At 61.7% G+C, this 16,025-nt stretch carries 10 protein-coding genes and 1 pseudogene; 4 read left to right on the forward strand and 7 right to left on the reverse strand.

Features of this window, described 5'->3' with window-relative positions; translation table 11 throughout:
* Window positions 1-10 precede the first annotated feature (10 nt).
* The 7 genes and pseudogenes from ACS5Q8_RS15730 to tpx form a co-directional block, all read right to left on the reverse strand.
* Window positions 11-757, reverse strand: a complete 747-nt coding sequence (locus ACS5Q8_RS15730) for an SDR family oxidoreductase (protein WP_426102515.1) — start codon at window positions 755-757, stop codon at window positions 11-13.
* Between the two features lie 136 nt (window positions 758-893).
* Window positions 894-1,119, reverse strand: a pseudogene (locus ACS5Q8_RS15735) (MHYT domain-containing protein); the annotation flags it as partial.
* Window positions 1,120-1,294: 175 nt separating this feature from the next.
* Window positions 1,295-2,764 carry an efflux transporter outer membrane subunit gene (locus tag ACS5Q8_RS15740; protein WP_465159125.1) on the reverse strand — a complete coding sequence of 490 codons (1,470 nt, stop codon included), beginning with the start codon at window positions 2,762-2,764 and terminating at the stop codon, window positions 1,295-1,297.
* Window positions 2,761-5,868 (reverse strand): efflux RND transporter permease subunit, encoded by a 3,108-nt coding sequence (locus tag ACS5Q8_RS15745; RefSeq protein ID WP_426102517.1) that lies wholly within the window; start codon window positions 5,866-5,868, stop codon window positions 2,761-2,763. The genes ACS5Q8_RS15740 and ACS5Q8_RS15745 overlap by 4 nt, the downstream gene beginning before the upstream one ends.
* The gene (locus ACS5Q8_RS15750) at window positions 5,865-8,966 is read right to left on the reverse strand and encodes an MdtB/MuxB family multidrug efflux RND transporter permease subunit (protein ID WP_247405083.1); all 3,102 of its coding nucleotides are present in this window, start codon (window positions 8,964-8,966) and stop codon (window positions 5,865-5,867) included. The genes ACS5Q8_RS15745 and ACS5Q8_RS15750 overlap by 4 nt, the downstream gene beginning before the upstream one ends.
* The gene (locus ACS5Q8_RS15755) at window positions 8,963-10,261 is read right to left on the reverse strand and encodes an MdtA/MuxA family multidrug efflux RND transporter periplasmic adaptor subunit (RefSeq protein ID WP_426102519.1); all 1,299 of its coding nucleotides are present in this window, start codon (window positions 10,259-10,261) and stop codon (window positions 8,963-8,965) included. Before ACS5Q8_RS15755 ends, ACS5Q8_RS15750 begins: the two co-directional genes overlap by 4 nt.
* Window positions 10,262-10,492: 231 nt before the next feature.
* The gene (gene tpx, locus ACS5Q8_RS15760) at window positions 10,493-10,993 is read right to left on the reverse strand and encodes a thiol peroxidase (protein ID WP_426102521.1); all 501 of its coding nucleotides are present in this window, start codon (window positions 10,991-10,993) and stop codon (window positions 10,493-10,495) included.
* Window positions 10,994-11,163: 170 nt separating this feature from the next.
* On the opposite strand from tpx, the gene ACS5Q8_RS15765 reads away from it, so the two are divergent.
* The 4 genes from ACS5Q8_RS15765 (at window position 11,164) to ACS5Q8_RS15780 (ending at window position 16,019) form a co-directional block, all read left to right on the forward strand.
* Window positions 11,164-12,453: a glycosyltransferase gene (locus ACS5Q8_RS15765; protein WP_426102523.1), complete on the forward strand. Its 1,290-nt coding sequence runs from the start codon at window positions 11,164-11,166 to the stop codon at window positions 12,451-12,453.
* A gap of 72 nt (window positions 12,454-12,525) precedes the next feature.
* Window positions 12,526-13,431, forward strand: a complete 906-nt coding sequence (locus tag ACS5Q8_RS15770; RefSeq protein WP_276193250.1) for an AraC family transcriptional regulator — start codon at window positions 12,526-12,528, stop codon at window positions 13,429-13,431.
* A 178-nt stretch (window positions 13,432-13,609) separates the two neighbouring features.
* Window positions 13,610-14,932 (forward strand): ABC transporter substrate-binding protein, encoded by a 1,323-nt coding sequence (locus ACS5Q8_RS15775; RefSeq protein ID WP_253395360.1) that lies wholly within the window; start codon window positions 13,610-13,612, stop codon window positions 14,930-14,932.
* A gap of 160 nt (window positions 14,933-15,092) precedes the next feature.
* Entirely contained in the window at window positions 15,093-16,019 is a 927-nt protein-coding gene (locus ACS5Q8_RS15780) for a carbohydrate ABC transporter permease (RefSeq protein WP_276193252.1), read from the forward strand.
* Window positions 16,020-16,025: the final 6 nt, after the last annotated feature.

The following is a 16,025-nucleotide window of genomic DNA, read 5'->3' on the forward strand; positions in this document are numbered from 1 at the left end:
GCCGGGGGTCTCAACGACCGCCGCCCAGGTCAACGAACGTCCCGGTGGCATAGGAGGCCTTGTCTGACAACAGCCAGACAATCGCCTCCGCCACTTCATCCGGTCGGCCGCCACGCGCCATCGGAATCCCGGACTCCAGCTTGCTGACCCGGTCCGGGTCACCGCTCAGGGCGTGGAAGTCGGTGAAGATATAGCCGGGGCGCACCGCGTTGACACGAATGCCCTCGCCCGCCACTTCCTTCGCCAACCCCACGGTAAAGCTGTCCAGCGCGCCCTTGGAGGCGGCGTAGTCGACATATTCACCCGGCGAACCGAGACGCGCCGCCACCGACGACACATTGACGATACTCCCGCCCTGCCCACCATGCCGGGGCGACATACGCAGCACCGCGTGCTTGGCGCACAAAATCGGCCCGAGTACGTTGGTCTTCAGGACCTTCAGGATGCGGAACTCGGACATCTCATCAACGCGAGATTTATGCCCCACCGTGCCTGCATTGTTGACCAACGCCGTAACGCGACCCAGTTCAGTGTCAACGCGGTGGAACAATGCGATCACTTCATCCTCGATGCTCACATCGGCGCGCACCGCAATGGCTTGGGCGCCTAGCGCGCGGACCTGTTCGAGAACGCGGTGAGCGGCTTCTTCATCCGACTGGAAGTTGATGCAAATGCGATAGCCCTGGCGAGCGGCCAGCAATGCCGTCGCCGCGCCAATCCCGCGACCGCCCCCGGTGATGATGAGGACTTTGTCCATGCCTACAGTCTCCTGAATCAACCAAATGTTTAGCGTTGGCGCCAAGAATACCCGTCAAGTGCTGTGCTTGTCAGGCGTCAGCGCTGCTTCTGCGCGATGGATGTCCGCCATGAAGCCATCCGCCGGTAACGGATGCCGGCATCATGCGCATCGCGGCCATGCCGGTGTAATGCATGCTGCTGATGCCCACGCCCATGATCAACGCGGTAATGTCCAAGTCAAAGCCGAGGGTGGGCGGCAGCCTGAGCGCCAACATGCCGACAAAAGTGCTTGGGCCACACGCCCTCTCCCATCGCCAATACCCCGCCCAGCATCCACAAACAGATGGCGCGGCCCTTGGCCTTGGCAATGCGTCCAGCGAGGAGAAGTCACTACCGATAAGCATGGGCCGACGCTAGACCGACTGGCTGAAAAAGCCCGTGCCAGATGGAAAAGTCGCGGATTGTAGCGAGACTGCTTCTTGAACAGGTGATTATTTATCCTAGGACCATCACCGGCATTTTGACGCCAATCCACCGTCTCAAAACAGGCCCGGCGTCACTCCTTTTCAACCGCCTGAGTCTGCCCATCCCAACCGCCACCCAACGCGGCGATCAGTTGCACACTGGCCACCAATCGTGTCTGCAGCAAGGTCAGCACGGTGCGTTCGTTGCTCAGGGCGGTGGCTTGTACGGTCACCACATCCAGATAAGCGATCAGCCCCGCCTTGTACTGGTTCTGGGTCAAGCGCAGCGACTCGCGCGCGGCCTCCAGCGCTTCATTGCTGACCACGGCTTCATCTTCCAGCACCTTGAGCTGGACCATGTAGTTTTCCACTTCGCGGAAGCCATCCAGTACGGTCTGGCGGTACTTGGCCACGGTTTCATCGTAACTGGCCACGGTGCGGTCGACTTCCGCCGAGCGCTGGCCGCCGTCGAACAGGGTCATCGCCAGCTTCGGCCCGACCGACCAGAAGCGGTTCGGCAGGCTGATCCAGTCGGCGTAGGTGCTGCTGGAATAACCACCGGCCAGGCTCAGGCTCAGGTCCGGGTAATAGGCCGCCTTGGCCACGCCGATATCGGCGTTGGCGGCGATCACCGAGCGCTCGGCGGACGCGATGTCGGGGCGGCGTTCGAGCAATTGCGACGGTAGGCTCACCGGGATCTGCGGCAAGGCCGGGATGTCCTTACTAACGGCCAGGTTGAAGTTGGCCGGCGCCTCGCCGATCAACACGGCGATGGCGTTTTCCAGTTGGGCGCGCTGCCAGATCAGGTCGATCAGGCTGGCCTGGGTGGACTTGAGCTGGGTTTGCGCCTGGGCCACGGCGTCCTTGCCGGAAACGCCGGCGCGGTATTGGTTCTCGGTCATCTGCAGGGAGCGCTGGTACGTGTCCAGCGTGGCTTGCAGCAACCGGGTCTGCTCATCCATGACGCGCAGTTGCAGGTAGCTCTGCACCAACTCCGACTGCTGGCTCAAACGCATCGCGGCCAGGTCCGCCGAGCTGGCTTCGGCGCTGGCTTCTTTGGCTTCCAGGCCCCGGCGCAACTTGCCCCAGACATCAGCTTCCCAGCTCACGCCCAGCTGCGCGTTAAGGGTATCGCGGATGCCACTGCTGGAACTGCTGAGGCTGGCACTGCTGCTGCCGGTGCCCTGACTGGCGCGGGTTTTCCCGACACTCAGGTCCACCGTCGGGTAAAACGCCCCACGGGAACTGCTCACCAGCGCCTGGGCCTGACGGAAGCGCGCTTCGGCCTGGGCCACGGTCTGGTTGGCGTTGTTCAGCCGGAGCACCAGGTCATTGAGCTGACGGTCGCCGTACAGTTCCCACCAGGCGCCACGGGCCAGGGCATCGCTCGGCGTGGCCTGGCGCCAGCCCTCGGCTTGTTTGAACTGCGCAGGCTCGATGACGGCCGGACGTGTGTAGTCGGGGCCGACGGCGCAGGCGCTGAGCAACACCCCGCAGAGCAGCAAGCTGGCGACGCGGGAATCACGGGTCATGGCCAATGTGGCAAAGGTCGAATCGGTCATAGCGCAGAGTCCAGGGCAGCATCGGTACGCACGCCGCGCCAAGCGTTGAAACGATGGCGCGCGCGGTCGAGATAGAGGTAAACCACCGGGGTGGTGTAAAGGGTCAGGATCTGGCTGAAGATCAGCCCGCCGATAATGGTCAGGCCCAGGGGCTGGCGCATTTCCGCGCCTTCGGCTCTGCCGAGCAACAACGGCAAGGCGCCGAGAATCGCCGCCAGCGTGGTCATCAGGATCGGGCGCAACCGCAACAGGCAGGCGCTGCGAATCGATTCCAGCGGGCTCAGGCCGTCATTGCGCTCCAGTTGCAACGCCAGGTCGATCATCAGGATCGCGTTTTTCTTCACCACCCCGATCAACAGGAACAACCCGAGCAAGGAGATCAGGCTGAACTCACCGCCCAGCAGGTAGATGGAGAGCAAGGCCCCGACGCCAGCCGACGGTAAGGTCGAGAGGATCGTCAGCGGGTGGATGTAACTTTCATACAGAATGCCCAACACCAGGTACACCGCCACCAGTGCGCCAAGGATCATGAACGGCTGGCCCTTCTGGGTCGCCGCGAAGGCATCGGCGGTGCCGGCCATCTTGGCGATCACGTCCTCCGGCAAGCCCACCTTGGCAATCGCCCGCTCGATGGCTGCAGTGCCCTGTTCCACCGTCACGCCGGGCGCCATGTCGAAGGCGATGTTTTCCGAGGCGAACTGGCCTTCGTGGCTGACGCGGTCGTCTGCCAGGCTGCTCTCATAATGGGCAATGGTCGACAACGGCACCCGCGCGCCCGTGGAGGTGATCACCTGCATCTGCTTCAGGGTGATTGGGTCCTGGGCGTATTTCGGGTCGACCTCCATCACTACCTGATACTGGTTGAGGCTGTCATAGATCGTGGAGATCTGCCGCTGGCTGTAGGCGTTGTTCAGCACGGCGGTGACCATGTTCATGTCGATGCCCAGACGCTTGGCCTGGTCGCGGTCGACGATCAGCGTAACCTGGGCCGCGCCCCGGCCTTCGCGGGCGTCGATGGCGGTGAGTTCGGGTAACGCGCGCAGAGCGGCCACGACCTTCGGGTACCACAGGCGCAGCGCAGCCAGATCACCGCTTTGCAGGATGTAGGAATACTGCGCACTGGTCTGGTCACGGCCACCACCGAATTGCAGGTCCTGGTCAGCCATCAGGAACAGTCGCCCGCCCGGCACCAGTGGCACGCTCTTGCGCAGACGCTCGATCACCGCCTGAGCGGAGACCTTGCGTTCGCTGATGGGTTTGAGTCGAACCAGCATCACCGCGTTGTTGGTGCCGCTGTTGCCGCCGATGAAACCGGCCACGCTGAGCACCGCTGGGTCTTGCAACACGGCTTTGCGGAAAATTTCCATCTTCGGCTGCATCACGCTGAACGACAGCCCGTCGTCGCCGCGCACAAAGCCAATCAATTGCCCGGTGTCCTGCTGGGGCATGAAGGTTTTTGGTACCACCACATACAGCGCAACATTCACCCCTACCGTGATCAGCAGGCTGAGCAAGGTCAGGCGCCGATGGCGCAGCACCCAGTCCAGGCTGGTGGCGTAGGCCGATACCATGCGGTCATTGACGTTCTGGCTCCAACGCTGCAAACCGCTCAGTTGCCCTTTGATATGAGGCTTGAGCCAACGGGCGCAGAGCATCGGGGTGAGGGTCAGCGAGACCACCAGCGACACGATGATCGCCGCCGACAACGTGATCGAGAACTCACGGAACAGGCTGGTGACGATCCCGCCCATGAACAGGATGGACAGGAACACCGCCACCAGCGACACGTTCATCGACAGCAAGGTAAAGCCGACTTCCTGGGCCCCCAGGTACGCTGCCTTCATCGGCGGCACGCCCTCGTCGATATGCCGGGAAATGTTCTCCAGCACCACGATGGCATCGTCCACCACCAGGCCGGTGGCGAGGATCAGCGCCATCAGCGAGAAGTTGTTCAACGAGAAGCCGAACAGGTACATCACCGCGAAGGTGCCCACCAGCGACACCGGCACCGCCAGGGTTGGAATCAGCGAAGCGCGGAAGTTACCGAGGAACAGGTACACCACCAGGATCACCAGCCCTACGGCAATCAGCAAGGTCATTTCGGCCTCGTGCAAGGTGGCGGTGATCACCGGCGAGCGATCCATCGCCAGGCTCAGCTTGACGCTGGACGGCAGCACCGCCTGCAACGCCGGCAACTGCGCCTTGATCTGCTTGACAGTCTCGATGATGTTGGCGCCGGACTGGCGGTTGATCACCAGCAGCACGGCTGAATCATTGTTGAAGAAACCGCTGTTGTAGCGGTCTTCGACGCCGTCGCTGATCTTGGCCACATCGCCCAGGCGCAGGGCCGCGCCGTTCTGGTAGCGAATCAGCAGCGGCTCATAGTCCTCGGCTTTTTCCAACTGATCGTTGGCCTGGATCTGCCAGTTGCGCTCGGCGTCTTCCAGGGAGCCCTTGGGCCGACGCTGGTTGGCATTGGCGATGGTGTTGCGCACATCGTCGAGGGCAATGCCGTACTGGTCGAGCGCCTTGGGTTCAAGTTCGATGCGCACCGCCGGCAGGGAACTGCCGCCGATCTGCACTTCGCCCACGCCCGGCACCTGGGACAGGCTTTGCGACAGGATGGTCGAGGCCAGATCGTACAACTGGCCCTTCTGCAACACGTCCGAGGTCAGCGACAGCACCATGATCGGCGCCTGGGACGGGTTGATCTTCTTGTAGGTCGGCATACTGCGCATGCCGCTGGGCAACAGGTTGCGCGAGGCGTTGATTGCCGCCTGCACTTCCCGCGCCGCACCGTTGATATCACGGTCGGAATCGAACGCCAGGATCACCCGGGTCGAACCCTGGCTGGACGAACTGCTCATGGTGGTAATACCGGCAATCGCGCCGAATGAGCGCTCCAGCGGCGTGGCCACGGTAGACGCCATCACCTCCGGGCTGGCGCCGGGCAAGCTGGCCGACACCACGATCACCGGGAAGTCGATCTGCGGCAGCGGCGACACCGGCAGCAGATTGAAGCTGACGCCGCCCAGCAGCATGATCGCCAGGCTCAGCAGCATGGTCGCGACCGGCCGGCGAATGAAAGGTCCGGACAGGTTCATGACTCAACCGGCTCCAGGCGTTGCGGCTCTTTGCGCCAGCGCCGACCCAAGCGATCGAAGTACAGGTAGATCACCGGTGTGGTGAACAGGGTCAATACCTGGCTCACCAGCAAACCGCCGACCATCACCAGGCCCAGGGGTTGACGCAGCTCCGCACCGGAACCGGTGGCCAGCATCAACGGCACCGCGCCGAACAGTGCGGCCAGGGTGGTCATCAGGATCGGCCGGAAGCGCAACAGCGCCGCCTGGTAGATCGCGGTCTGCGGGTCGAGGCCCTGGTTGCGTTCGGCGTCGAGGGCGAAGTCGATCATCATGATCGCGTTTTTCTTGACGATACCGATCAGCAAAATGATGCCGATGATCGCGATCATGCCCAGGTCATTGCCGCTGAGCAGCAACGCCAGCAACGCCCCCACCGCCGCCGAAGGCAGGGTCGAGAGGATGGTGACGGGGTGGATGTAGCTCTCGTAGAGCACGCCGAGCACGATGTACATGGTGACCACCGCCGCCAGGATCAGCAGCAAGGTGCTCGACAGCGAGGCTTCGAACGCCTGGGCCGCGCCCTGGAACTGAGTCTGCACGCCCACCGGCATGCCGATGTCTTTCTGGGTCTGGTTGATCAACTCCACGCCTTTGCCCAGCGCGACACCCGGGGCCAGGTTGAACGACATCATCACCGCCGGAAACTGGCCGATATGCGCAATCGCCAACTGCGCCTGGCGCTGTTCCACGCGGGCCAGGCTCGACAGGCGCACCTGGCCGCCGGCGGTGGTCTTGACGTGGATCTGGTTCAGCGCATCCGGCCCCAAGGTCTCGCCCGACTGGGCCTGCAACACCACGCGGTATTGGCTGGCCTGGGTGTAGATGGTGGAAATCTGCCGCTGACCGAAGGCGTCGTACAACGCATCAGTGATAGTCGACACGTTGACGCCCAGGCGCGAGGCGGCATCGCGGTCGATCACCAGGTACACCTGCAGGCCCTTGTCCTGCAGGTCGCTGGCGACGTCGGTGAGCTGCGGCAACTGGCTCAAGGCATGCACCAGCTTTTCGCTCCACAAGGCCAGTAACTCGGCGTCGGGTGACGACATGCTGAACTGGTACTGGGTGCGGCTGACGCGGTCTTCGATGGTCAGGTCTTGCACCGGCTGCATGTACAGGCGAATGCCCACCAGCTTGTCGATTTCCGGCTGCAGGCGGGTGATCACCTGGGCTGCGCTCAAATCCCGCTGCCCGTGAGCCTTGAGGTTGATCAGCAAGCGACCGCTGTTGAGGGTGGCGTTATCGCCATCCACACCGATGTAGGACGACAGGCTTTCCACCGCCGGGTCGGCCAGGATGATCTTCGCCAGTTCCTGCTGACGCTGGCTCATTGCAGCGAAGGAAATCGACTGCGGTGCCTCGGAAATGCCCTGGATCACCCCGGTGTCCTGCACCGGGAAAAAGCCCTTGGGCACCACCAGGTACAGCACCACGGTGAGGCCCAGGGTAGCGATGGCCACCAACAAGGTCAGCGGCTGGTGCTTGAGCACCCACTGCAACTTGCGCCCGTAGGCTGCGATCAACCAATCGATCCAGGCCCCGCTGGCCTTGTAGAAGCGGCTCTGCTCTGCTTCCTTGGGTTCACGCTTGAGCAGGCGCGCGCACATCATCGGCGTCAGGGTCAGGGACACCACCAGGGAAATCAGGATCGCCACCGCCAGGGTGATGGCGAACTCGCGGAACAGGCGCCCGACCACATCGCCCATGAACAGCAACGGAATCAATACGGCGATCAGCGACAGGGTCAGGGAAATCAGGGTGAAGCCAATCTGTTTGGCACCCTTGAGCGCAGCGGCCAGCGGGGTTTCACCTTCCTCGATATAGCGCGAGATGTTTTCCAGCATCACGATGGCATCGTCCACCACAAACCCAGTGGCGATGGTCAGGGCCATCAGCGTCAGGTTGTTGATGGAGAAACCCGCCAGGTACATCACGCCAAAGGTGCCTACCAGCGACAGCGGCACGGCGATGGACGGGATGATCGTGGCGCTGACGCGGCGCAGAAACAGGAAGGTCACCATCACCACCAGGGCAATGGCGATCAGCAATTCGTGTTGCACGTCGGTGACCGAGGCGCGGATGGTCTGGGTACGGTCGGTCAACACCGTCACATCCAGGCCAGCCGGCAGGTTATCGGTGATGCTCGGCAGCAGCGCCTTGATGCGGTCGACCACCTCGATCACGTTGGCGCCGGGCTGGCGCTGGATATTCAGCAGCACGGCCTGGTTTTCATTGGCCCAGGCGGCGAGGCGTTCGTTTTCGGCGCCGTCGACGATCTGCGCGACGTCCTTCAGACGCAGCGGTGCGCCATTTTTGTAGGCCAGGATAAGTTCAGCATACTGCTGCGGCGACACCAACTGGTCGTTGGCGTCGAGCATCGACACGCGGGTCGGGCCGTCGAAGTTGCCCTTGGGCTGGTTGACGTTGGACGCGGCGATCAGCGTGCGCACGTCCGACAGGTTCAAGCCGTTGGCCGCCAGGGCCTCGGGGTTGACCTTGATGCGCACGGCCTGGCGCTGGCCACCGGCGATGCTGACCATGCCGACGCCGCTGATCTGCGCGATCTTTTGCGCCATGCGCGTATCGACCAAATCATTGAGCTTGGGCAGCAGCATGGTCTTGGAGGTAATCGCCAGGGTCAGCACCGGGGTATCCGCCGGGTTGACCTTGTTGTACACCGGCGGCGCCGGCAAGTCCTTGGGCAACAGGTTGGTCGCGGCGTTGATTGCGGCCTGCACCTGTTGCTCGGCGACATCCATATTGATGTCGAGGTTGAAGCGCAGGGTCAGTACCGACGCACCGCCGGAGCTGGTCGAGGCCATCTGGGTCAAGCCGGGCATCTGCCCGAACTGGCGCTCCAGGGGCGCGGTGACGGCGCTGGTCATCACATCCGGGCTGGCGCCGGGGTACAGGGTCATCACGCGGATGGTTGGGTAATCCACCTGGGGCAAAGCCGAGACCGGTAACAAGCGGTACGAGATGATCCCTGCCAGGACAATCGCCAACATGCTCAGCGTGGTGGCGACCGGGCGAAGGATAAACAGCCGCGACAGGTTCATGAACCGACCTTTTGCGCCTTGCCGGCGTCAGCGCCGGTCTCCCCTTTTGCGGCGGGCTTGCCTTGCAGGTGCTCGGTCGGGGTGGTCGGGACTTGACTGCTGTCGTTGACCACTTCGATTTCGCTGCCGTCTTTCAGGCGGTCGGTGCCTTCCAGCACCACGCGGTCGCCGGCGACCAGGCCTTGCTTGATCACCGTGTTGTCGCCGTCGGTATCGCCGACCACCAGGGGCTGCACCTTGACCTTCTTGTCGCCATCGAGCTTGTAGACAAACGTACCGGCGTTGCCGAACTGGATAGCGGCAGACGGCGCCAGTACGACGTTATGCAGGGTGTCGGCGAGCAAATGCACGTTGACGAACTGATTGGGGAACAGCCCCTGGTCCTTGTTATCGAAGCGTGCCTTGAATTTCAGGGTGCCGGTGGTGACGTCGATCTGGTTGTCCAGGCTCTGCAGCACACCGGTGGCTTGGCGCTTGGCGTCACTGCGGTCCCAGGCTTCCACGGGCAGTTTGTTGCCGGCGTGGTAACGGGCGAGCACGGTTTCCAGCGTGCTCTCCGGGAGGGTGAAGGCCACGCTGATCGGTTGGGTCTGGGTGATCACCGCCAGCGCTGTGGTGTCGTTGGCGGCCACCAGGTTACCGACGTCGAGCTGACGCAGGCCGACGCGCCCTGCGATCGGCGCGCGGATCTTGGTGAATTCGAGGTTGAGCTTGGCGTCGTCCACTGCGCCCTGGTTGGTCTTGACCGTGCCCTGGTATTGCAGGACCAGCGCTTCGGCGGTGTCCAGGGTTTGCTTGGCGATACTGTCCTGGGCATACAGGCCGCGATAACGCTCGACGTCGACCTGGGCGTTTTTCAACTGGGCCTGGTTCTGCATCAGCGTGCCCTGGGCCTGGAGCAAGGCGTTCTGGTAGCTGCGCGGGTCGATTTCCGCCAGCAGGTCGCCGGCCTTGACCGTCTGCCCTTCTTCAAAGGCGATCTTCACCAACTCGCCGCCCACCCGGCTGCGCACATTGATGGTGTTGAGCGCGGTGACCGTGCCCAACGCCTTGTAGTACACCGGGAATTCCCCCAACACCGCCGGCGCCACACGCACCGGCACCGGGCCGGTGGAGCCGCCGAAGCCCGGGCGCGCCATGCCCGTTTTACCGGTACGGCCGGCTGGCGCGTCAGGATGGGTAGCGCCGGTGGGCCAGAATTTCCAGCACAGGCCGGCGATAACCAGCAGCACAAGCAGGCCGAACAGCCAGCGACGGGAATTGCGGGGGGAGGATTGCATGGAGTGATCAACCATTGGGCGCGAGAGCTTCTTCTTTGGGAGGCTGAAAGATAAGCACTGGGGCGCTTTAAGAAAAGCGCATTTACCGGCTATTTACCTTGGGCTTACAACTTTTAACTGTTGAGCTTAGTCCGCCGGCTATTTCGCTAAACATCTGACCAGCAAATAAAAACGGCCTGGACTAGGCCAGGCCGCAATCATGTACCACGCGTGTTACTGCAAAACGACAGTAATGCGCCGAAACAGTTACTTCAAAACAGCCAGGGCTGCATCGTAGTTTGGCTCTTGGCCGATTTCAGGCACCAGTTCGCTGTGCAGTACGTTGTCGTTTTCATCCAACACGACGACGGCACGGGCGGTCAGAGCCCGGAGTGGGCCGTCGGCAATCGAAACGCCGTAGTCAACGGCGAAATCAGCGTTGCGAAAGTCCGACAGGTTCTGCACGTTGTCCAGGCCTTCAGTGCCGCAAAAACGCTTCTGGGCAAACGGCAGGTCAGAGGAGATGCACAGTACGACCGTGTTGCTCACATTGTTGGCCTGGGCGTTGAACGTGCGCACCGACGTGGCGCAGGTCGGGGTGTCGACGCTTGGGAAGATGTTCAACACTTTGCGCTTGCCGGCGAAGGTGGCCAGGGTCACTTCCGACAGATCGCCGGCGGTCAGGGTGAAGTCTGGCGCTTTGGAGCCAGTTTGCGGCAGTTCGCCTTCAACTTGGACTGGATTACCACGAAGGGTGACTTGAGCCATGAACGGAATCCTTATGCTGGGTTTGATTAAACGAATTCGAGAGGCGGAAGTTAACCACAAAGTGCCGTGGCGACCTACCGCCTGACACAAATTGTCATGCCACGCCGGGCACGCGGGCGGTTGTGGTTTAATTGCGCGGTTTTCGTCCCCGCTCAAGGAATCCGTTGTTGATGACTCAGCCCGCCACCAAAGTCCTGGTCATTGGTTATGTCTGGCCGGAACCGCGTTCCTCGGCCGCCGGCGGGCATATGATGCAGATTCTCGAAACTTTTCTGACACAAGGTTGGGATATTACCTTCAGCAGCCCGGCGACCATTGGCGAACACAAAGCCGATCTACCGGCACTGGGAATCGCCGAATGCGCCATCGAACTCAATAACAGCAGTTTCGATGACTTTATCTGCGAACTGGCCCCAGACATCGTGCTGTTCGACCGTTTCATGATGGAAGAACAGTTCGGCTGGCGCGTCGAAAAGCACTGCCCCGCGGCCCTGCGGGTGCTGGAAACCTCCGACCTGCAAAGCCTACGCGACGCACGCCAGCAGCGGTTCAAGGACCACCTCAAGGCCCAGCCGGACAACGACGACTTCAGCGCCTTGTTTGCAACGGGCCTGGAAGACGAGTTCCGGCGCATGGCCGACACCGACCTGGCCAAGCGCGAGATCGCAGCCATCTATCGCTGCGACATCAGCCTGATGATCTCCGACATGGAGATCCGCCTGCTCACCGAGCAGTTCAAGGTACCCGCCGCCCTGCTCCACTGGTGCCCGTTGATGCTGGAGCCGCCGACCGAGGCGTTCGCACCGTTTGACGAGCGCGCGCACTTCCTCAGCATCGGCAACTTCCGCCACGCGCCCAACTGGGATGCGGTGCTGTGGATGAAGAACAGTGTCTGGCCGTTGATCCGCCAGCAACTGCCGGGCGCCCAATTGCATGTCTACGGTGCCTACACCCCGCCCAAGGCCACCGCGCTGCACAACCCGGCCCAGGGCTTTCATGTGATGAACTGGGCCGAAGATGCGCTGCAAGTGATGACGGCTGCGCGCATCTGCCTGGCGCCGCTGCGCTTTGGTGCGGGGATCAAGGGCAAACTGGCGGACGCCATGCTCTGCGGCACACCAAACATCACCACGCCGGTCGGCGCCGAAGCCATGGGCGACGAGCAGCCGTGGCCGGGGGCAATCGCCCACAGCGCCACGGCGTTGGCCGATGCCGCCGTGAGCCTTTACCAGGACCGCGAACGCTGGACCCAGGCCCAGGAACACGGCCGCCAACTCCTGGCCCGTCGCTATGACCTGCACCGCCACGGCCCCGCACTGGTGGAGTGCCTGGAACACTGTCGCAGCCGCCTCGATGCCCATCGCCGGGACAATTTCACCGGCAGCATGCTGCGTCACCACGCCCACAAAAGTACGCAATACATGTCTCAGTGGATCGAGGCAAAAAACCGTAACCTTTAAACGCTTGACGCTGGCCGGGTCGCACACAAGGGGGCATTATTCAAATCGCAACCACAATAAAGCGACGGCAGCATGACCCGAGCAACGCGAATCACCGACCCTTCCTACGAGCTGATGGACGATCACAACGGTCTGTCTATCATCTATCGCCAGCATGGTTTCCCTTGTCCCCTGGTGCGCTGGCATTTCCATAAGGAGTACGAGCTGCACCTGATCGTCGCCAGCTCCGGCAAGGTGTTTATCGGTGACTATATCGGCAATTTCTACCCGGAAAGCCTGTTCCTCACCGGCCCGAACCTGCCCCATAACTGGATCAGCCAGGTCGAGGAAGACGAAGTGGTGCCCAAGCGCGACATGCTGGTGAATTTCACCGATGAGCTGCTGGAGAACGGCAGTCACATTTTTGCCGAACTCAAGACCCTGGCGCCGCTACTGGAGCGGGCGCAGTCCGGCATCGAGTTTCGCTGCAAAAAGACCATCGCCCAGGCCATGGCCCTGATGCAACGCATCGAGGACGCCCAGGGCATGGCGCGCCTAGGGCACTTCTTTATCCTGCTGGAGGTGTTGAGCGCGTGTGAGGACTACCAACTGCTGTCCGGCGTGACCACGCCGCAACTGGCCGACGAACACAGCATCGACCGCACCAACCGGGCGGTGGACTACATTTTTGCGCATTACGCGCGGGAGTTGTCACTGGAGGAAGTGGCCGACTACCTGGGGATGAAACCGACGTATTTCTCGCGGGTGTTCAAGCAGGCCACCGGGCGCACGTTTATCGAATTCGTCAATCGCCTGCGCATCAGCAAGTCCTGCGAACTGCTGGCCGATGGTGACAAGGCCGTCACCGATGTGTGCTTCGAGTCGGGGTTCAACAATATTTCCAACTTCAATCGGCGCTTCCAGCAGCTTAAAGGCATGACCCCTTCCCACTACCGGCGCCTGGCGGTGCAGCGGCTCACCGAACAGAACCTGGCTTAATCGTTTCGGCTTTTTGTGGGCGAGTGCAAAAAAGTATCAGTCCCAGTGCGCCCAAGGATTTGTCACACCCCCCGTTTGAGGGCTGTAATCAACGCACACTCTTCCTGGCTCAGCGTGGGAAGACACAACAACAATAACTGTCCTTCTGCAGCCCCTGGGCGCAGAAAAGGAGTGCGCGATGAAGTTCACAGCAAAAACACTGCTTGCCTGTTCTTGCATGACGGCATGCATGACCCTCAGCGCCGTCAGCCTTGGCGCGCAAACCCTGACCATTGCCACCGTCAACAACAGCGACATGATCCGCATGCAAAAGCTTTCGAAAACCTTCGAGGCCGAGCATCCGGACATCAAGTTGAATTGGGTGGTGCTCGAAGAAAACGTCCTGCGCCAACGCCTGACCACCGACATCGCGACCCAGGGCGGGCAGTTCGACGTGTTGACCATCGGCATGTACGAAGCTGCACTGTGGGGCGCCAAGGGCTGGCTGGAACCGATGAAAGACCTGCCGGCGTCCTACGACCTCGACGATGTGTTCCCTTCCGTGCGTGACGGTTTGTCCGTCAAGGGTTCGCTGTACGCCCTGCCGTTCTATGCGGAAAGCTCGATCACCTATTACCGCACTGACCTGTTCAAGGACGCCGGGCTGAGCATGCCCGAGCACCCGACCTGGACGCAGATCGGTGAATACGCGGCAAAACTCACCGACAAAACCAAAGAGCAATACGGCCTGTGCCTGCGCGGCAAAGCCGGTTGGGGTGAAAACATGGCGCTGATCACCACCCTGGCCAACGGCTACGGGGCGCGCTGGTTCGACGAGAAATGGCAGCCTGAATTCAATGGCCCTGAATGGAAGGACGCGCTGAACTTCTACGTCGACAATATGAAGAAGTCCGGCCCGCCCGGTGCGTCGAGCAACGGTTTCAACGAAAACCTCGCGCTGTTCAACAGCGGCAAGTGCGCGATCTGGGTCGACGCCAGCGTGGCCGGTTCGTTCGTCACCGACAAGACCCAAAGCAAGGTGGCGGACCATGTCGGCTTCACCTTCGCCCCGCACGAGAAGACCGACAAAGGCACCTCGTGGTTGTACTCCTGGTCCCTGGCCATCCCGACCAGCTCCAAGGCCAAGGACGCCGCCAAGCTGTTCACCAGTTGGGCGACTTCCAAGGAATACGGCGCTTTGGTCGCCAAGACCGACGGCATCGCCAACGTCCCGCCGGGTACGCGTAAGTCGACCTACAGCGACGAATACATGAAGGCCGCGCCGTTCGCCAAGGTCACCCTGGAATCGCTGAAAGTCGCCGATCCGACCAAACCAACGCTCAAACCGGTGCCGTATATCGGTATCCAACTGGTGACCATTCCTGAGTTCCAGGCGATCGGTACCCAGGTCGGCAAGTTCTTCTCGGGTGCGCTGACCGGCCAGCAAACGGTGGATCAAGCCTTGAGCGCCGCGCAGACCACCACCGAGCGTGAAATGAAGCGGGCCGGTTACCCCAAGTAACCCTGGCTCACCACAGTCAAATGTGGGAGGGGCTTGCTCCCGATAGCGATCTACCAGTTGATGGTTCTGTGACTGACACTCCGCTATCGGGGGCAAGCCCCCTCCCACACTGACCGCGCTTCGACTCTCGTTCTGCATGTACCTGACTGGTTCTGACCCTATGAATACCACCACTGCCAAAGTGCAAACCGCCGCGTCTGAAAAGCCGCGCAAAAGCCGCCTGGCCAACCCCGGCTGGTTTCTCGTCAGCCCCTCGGTAGCCTTGCTGCTGCTGTGGATGATCGTGCCGCTGGGCATGACCCTGTACTTTTCGCTGATCCGCTACAACCTGCTCTACCCCGGCGAAAACCAGTTCGTGGGGCTGGAGAACTTCACCTACTTCATCACCGACTCGGGCTTCCTGCCCGGCGCCACCAATACCCTGTTGCTGGTCGGCAGCGTGCTGTTGATCAGCGTGGTATTTGGCGTGTTGATCAGCGCCCTGCTGGAGGCCAGTGAGTTCTTCGGGCGCGGCCTGGTGCGGGTGTTGTTGATCTCGCCATTTTTCATCATGCCCACCGTCGGTGCGCTGATCTGGAAGAACCTGATTTTCCACCCGGTGTCGGGGATTCTCGCCTACGTGTGGAAGCTGTTCGGCGCCCAGCCAGTGGACTGGCTGGCGCATTACCCGCTGCTGTCGATCATCATCATTGTCTCGTGGCAATGGCTGCCCTTCGCCATCTTGCTGCTGATGACCGCCATGCAGTCTCTTGACCAGGAGCAAAAAGAAGCCGCACGCCTCGACGGCGCCGGCGCTATTGCGATTTTCTGGCACCTGACCCTGCCCCACCTGGCGCGCCCGATTGCCGTGGTGGTGATGATCGAAACCATCTTCCTGCTCTCGGTATTCGCCGAAATCTTCACCACCACCAACGGCGGCCCCGGCTACGCCTCGACCAACCTCGCCTACCTGATCTACAACCAGGCGCTGGTGCAGTTCGACGTGGGAATGGCCTCGGCCGGCGGCTTGATTGCCGTGGTCATCGCCAATATCGCGGCGATCATCCTGGTGCGGATGATCGGCAAAAACCTGACTGATAAGCCTTGAGGGCCG

The sequence above is a fragment of the Pseudomonas sp. PAMC25584 genome (assembly GCF_058135675.1).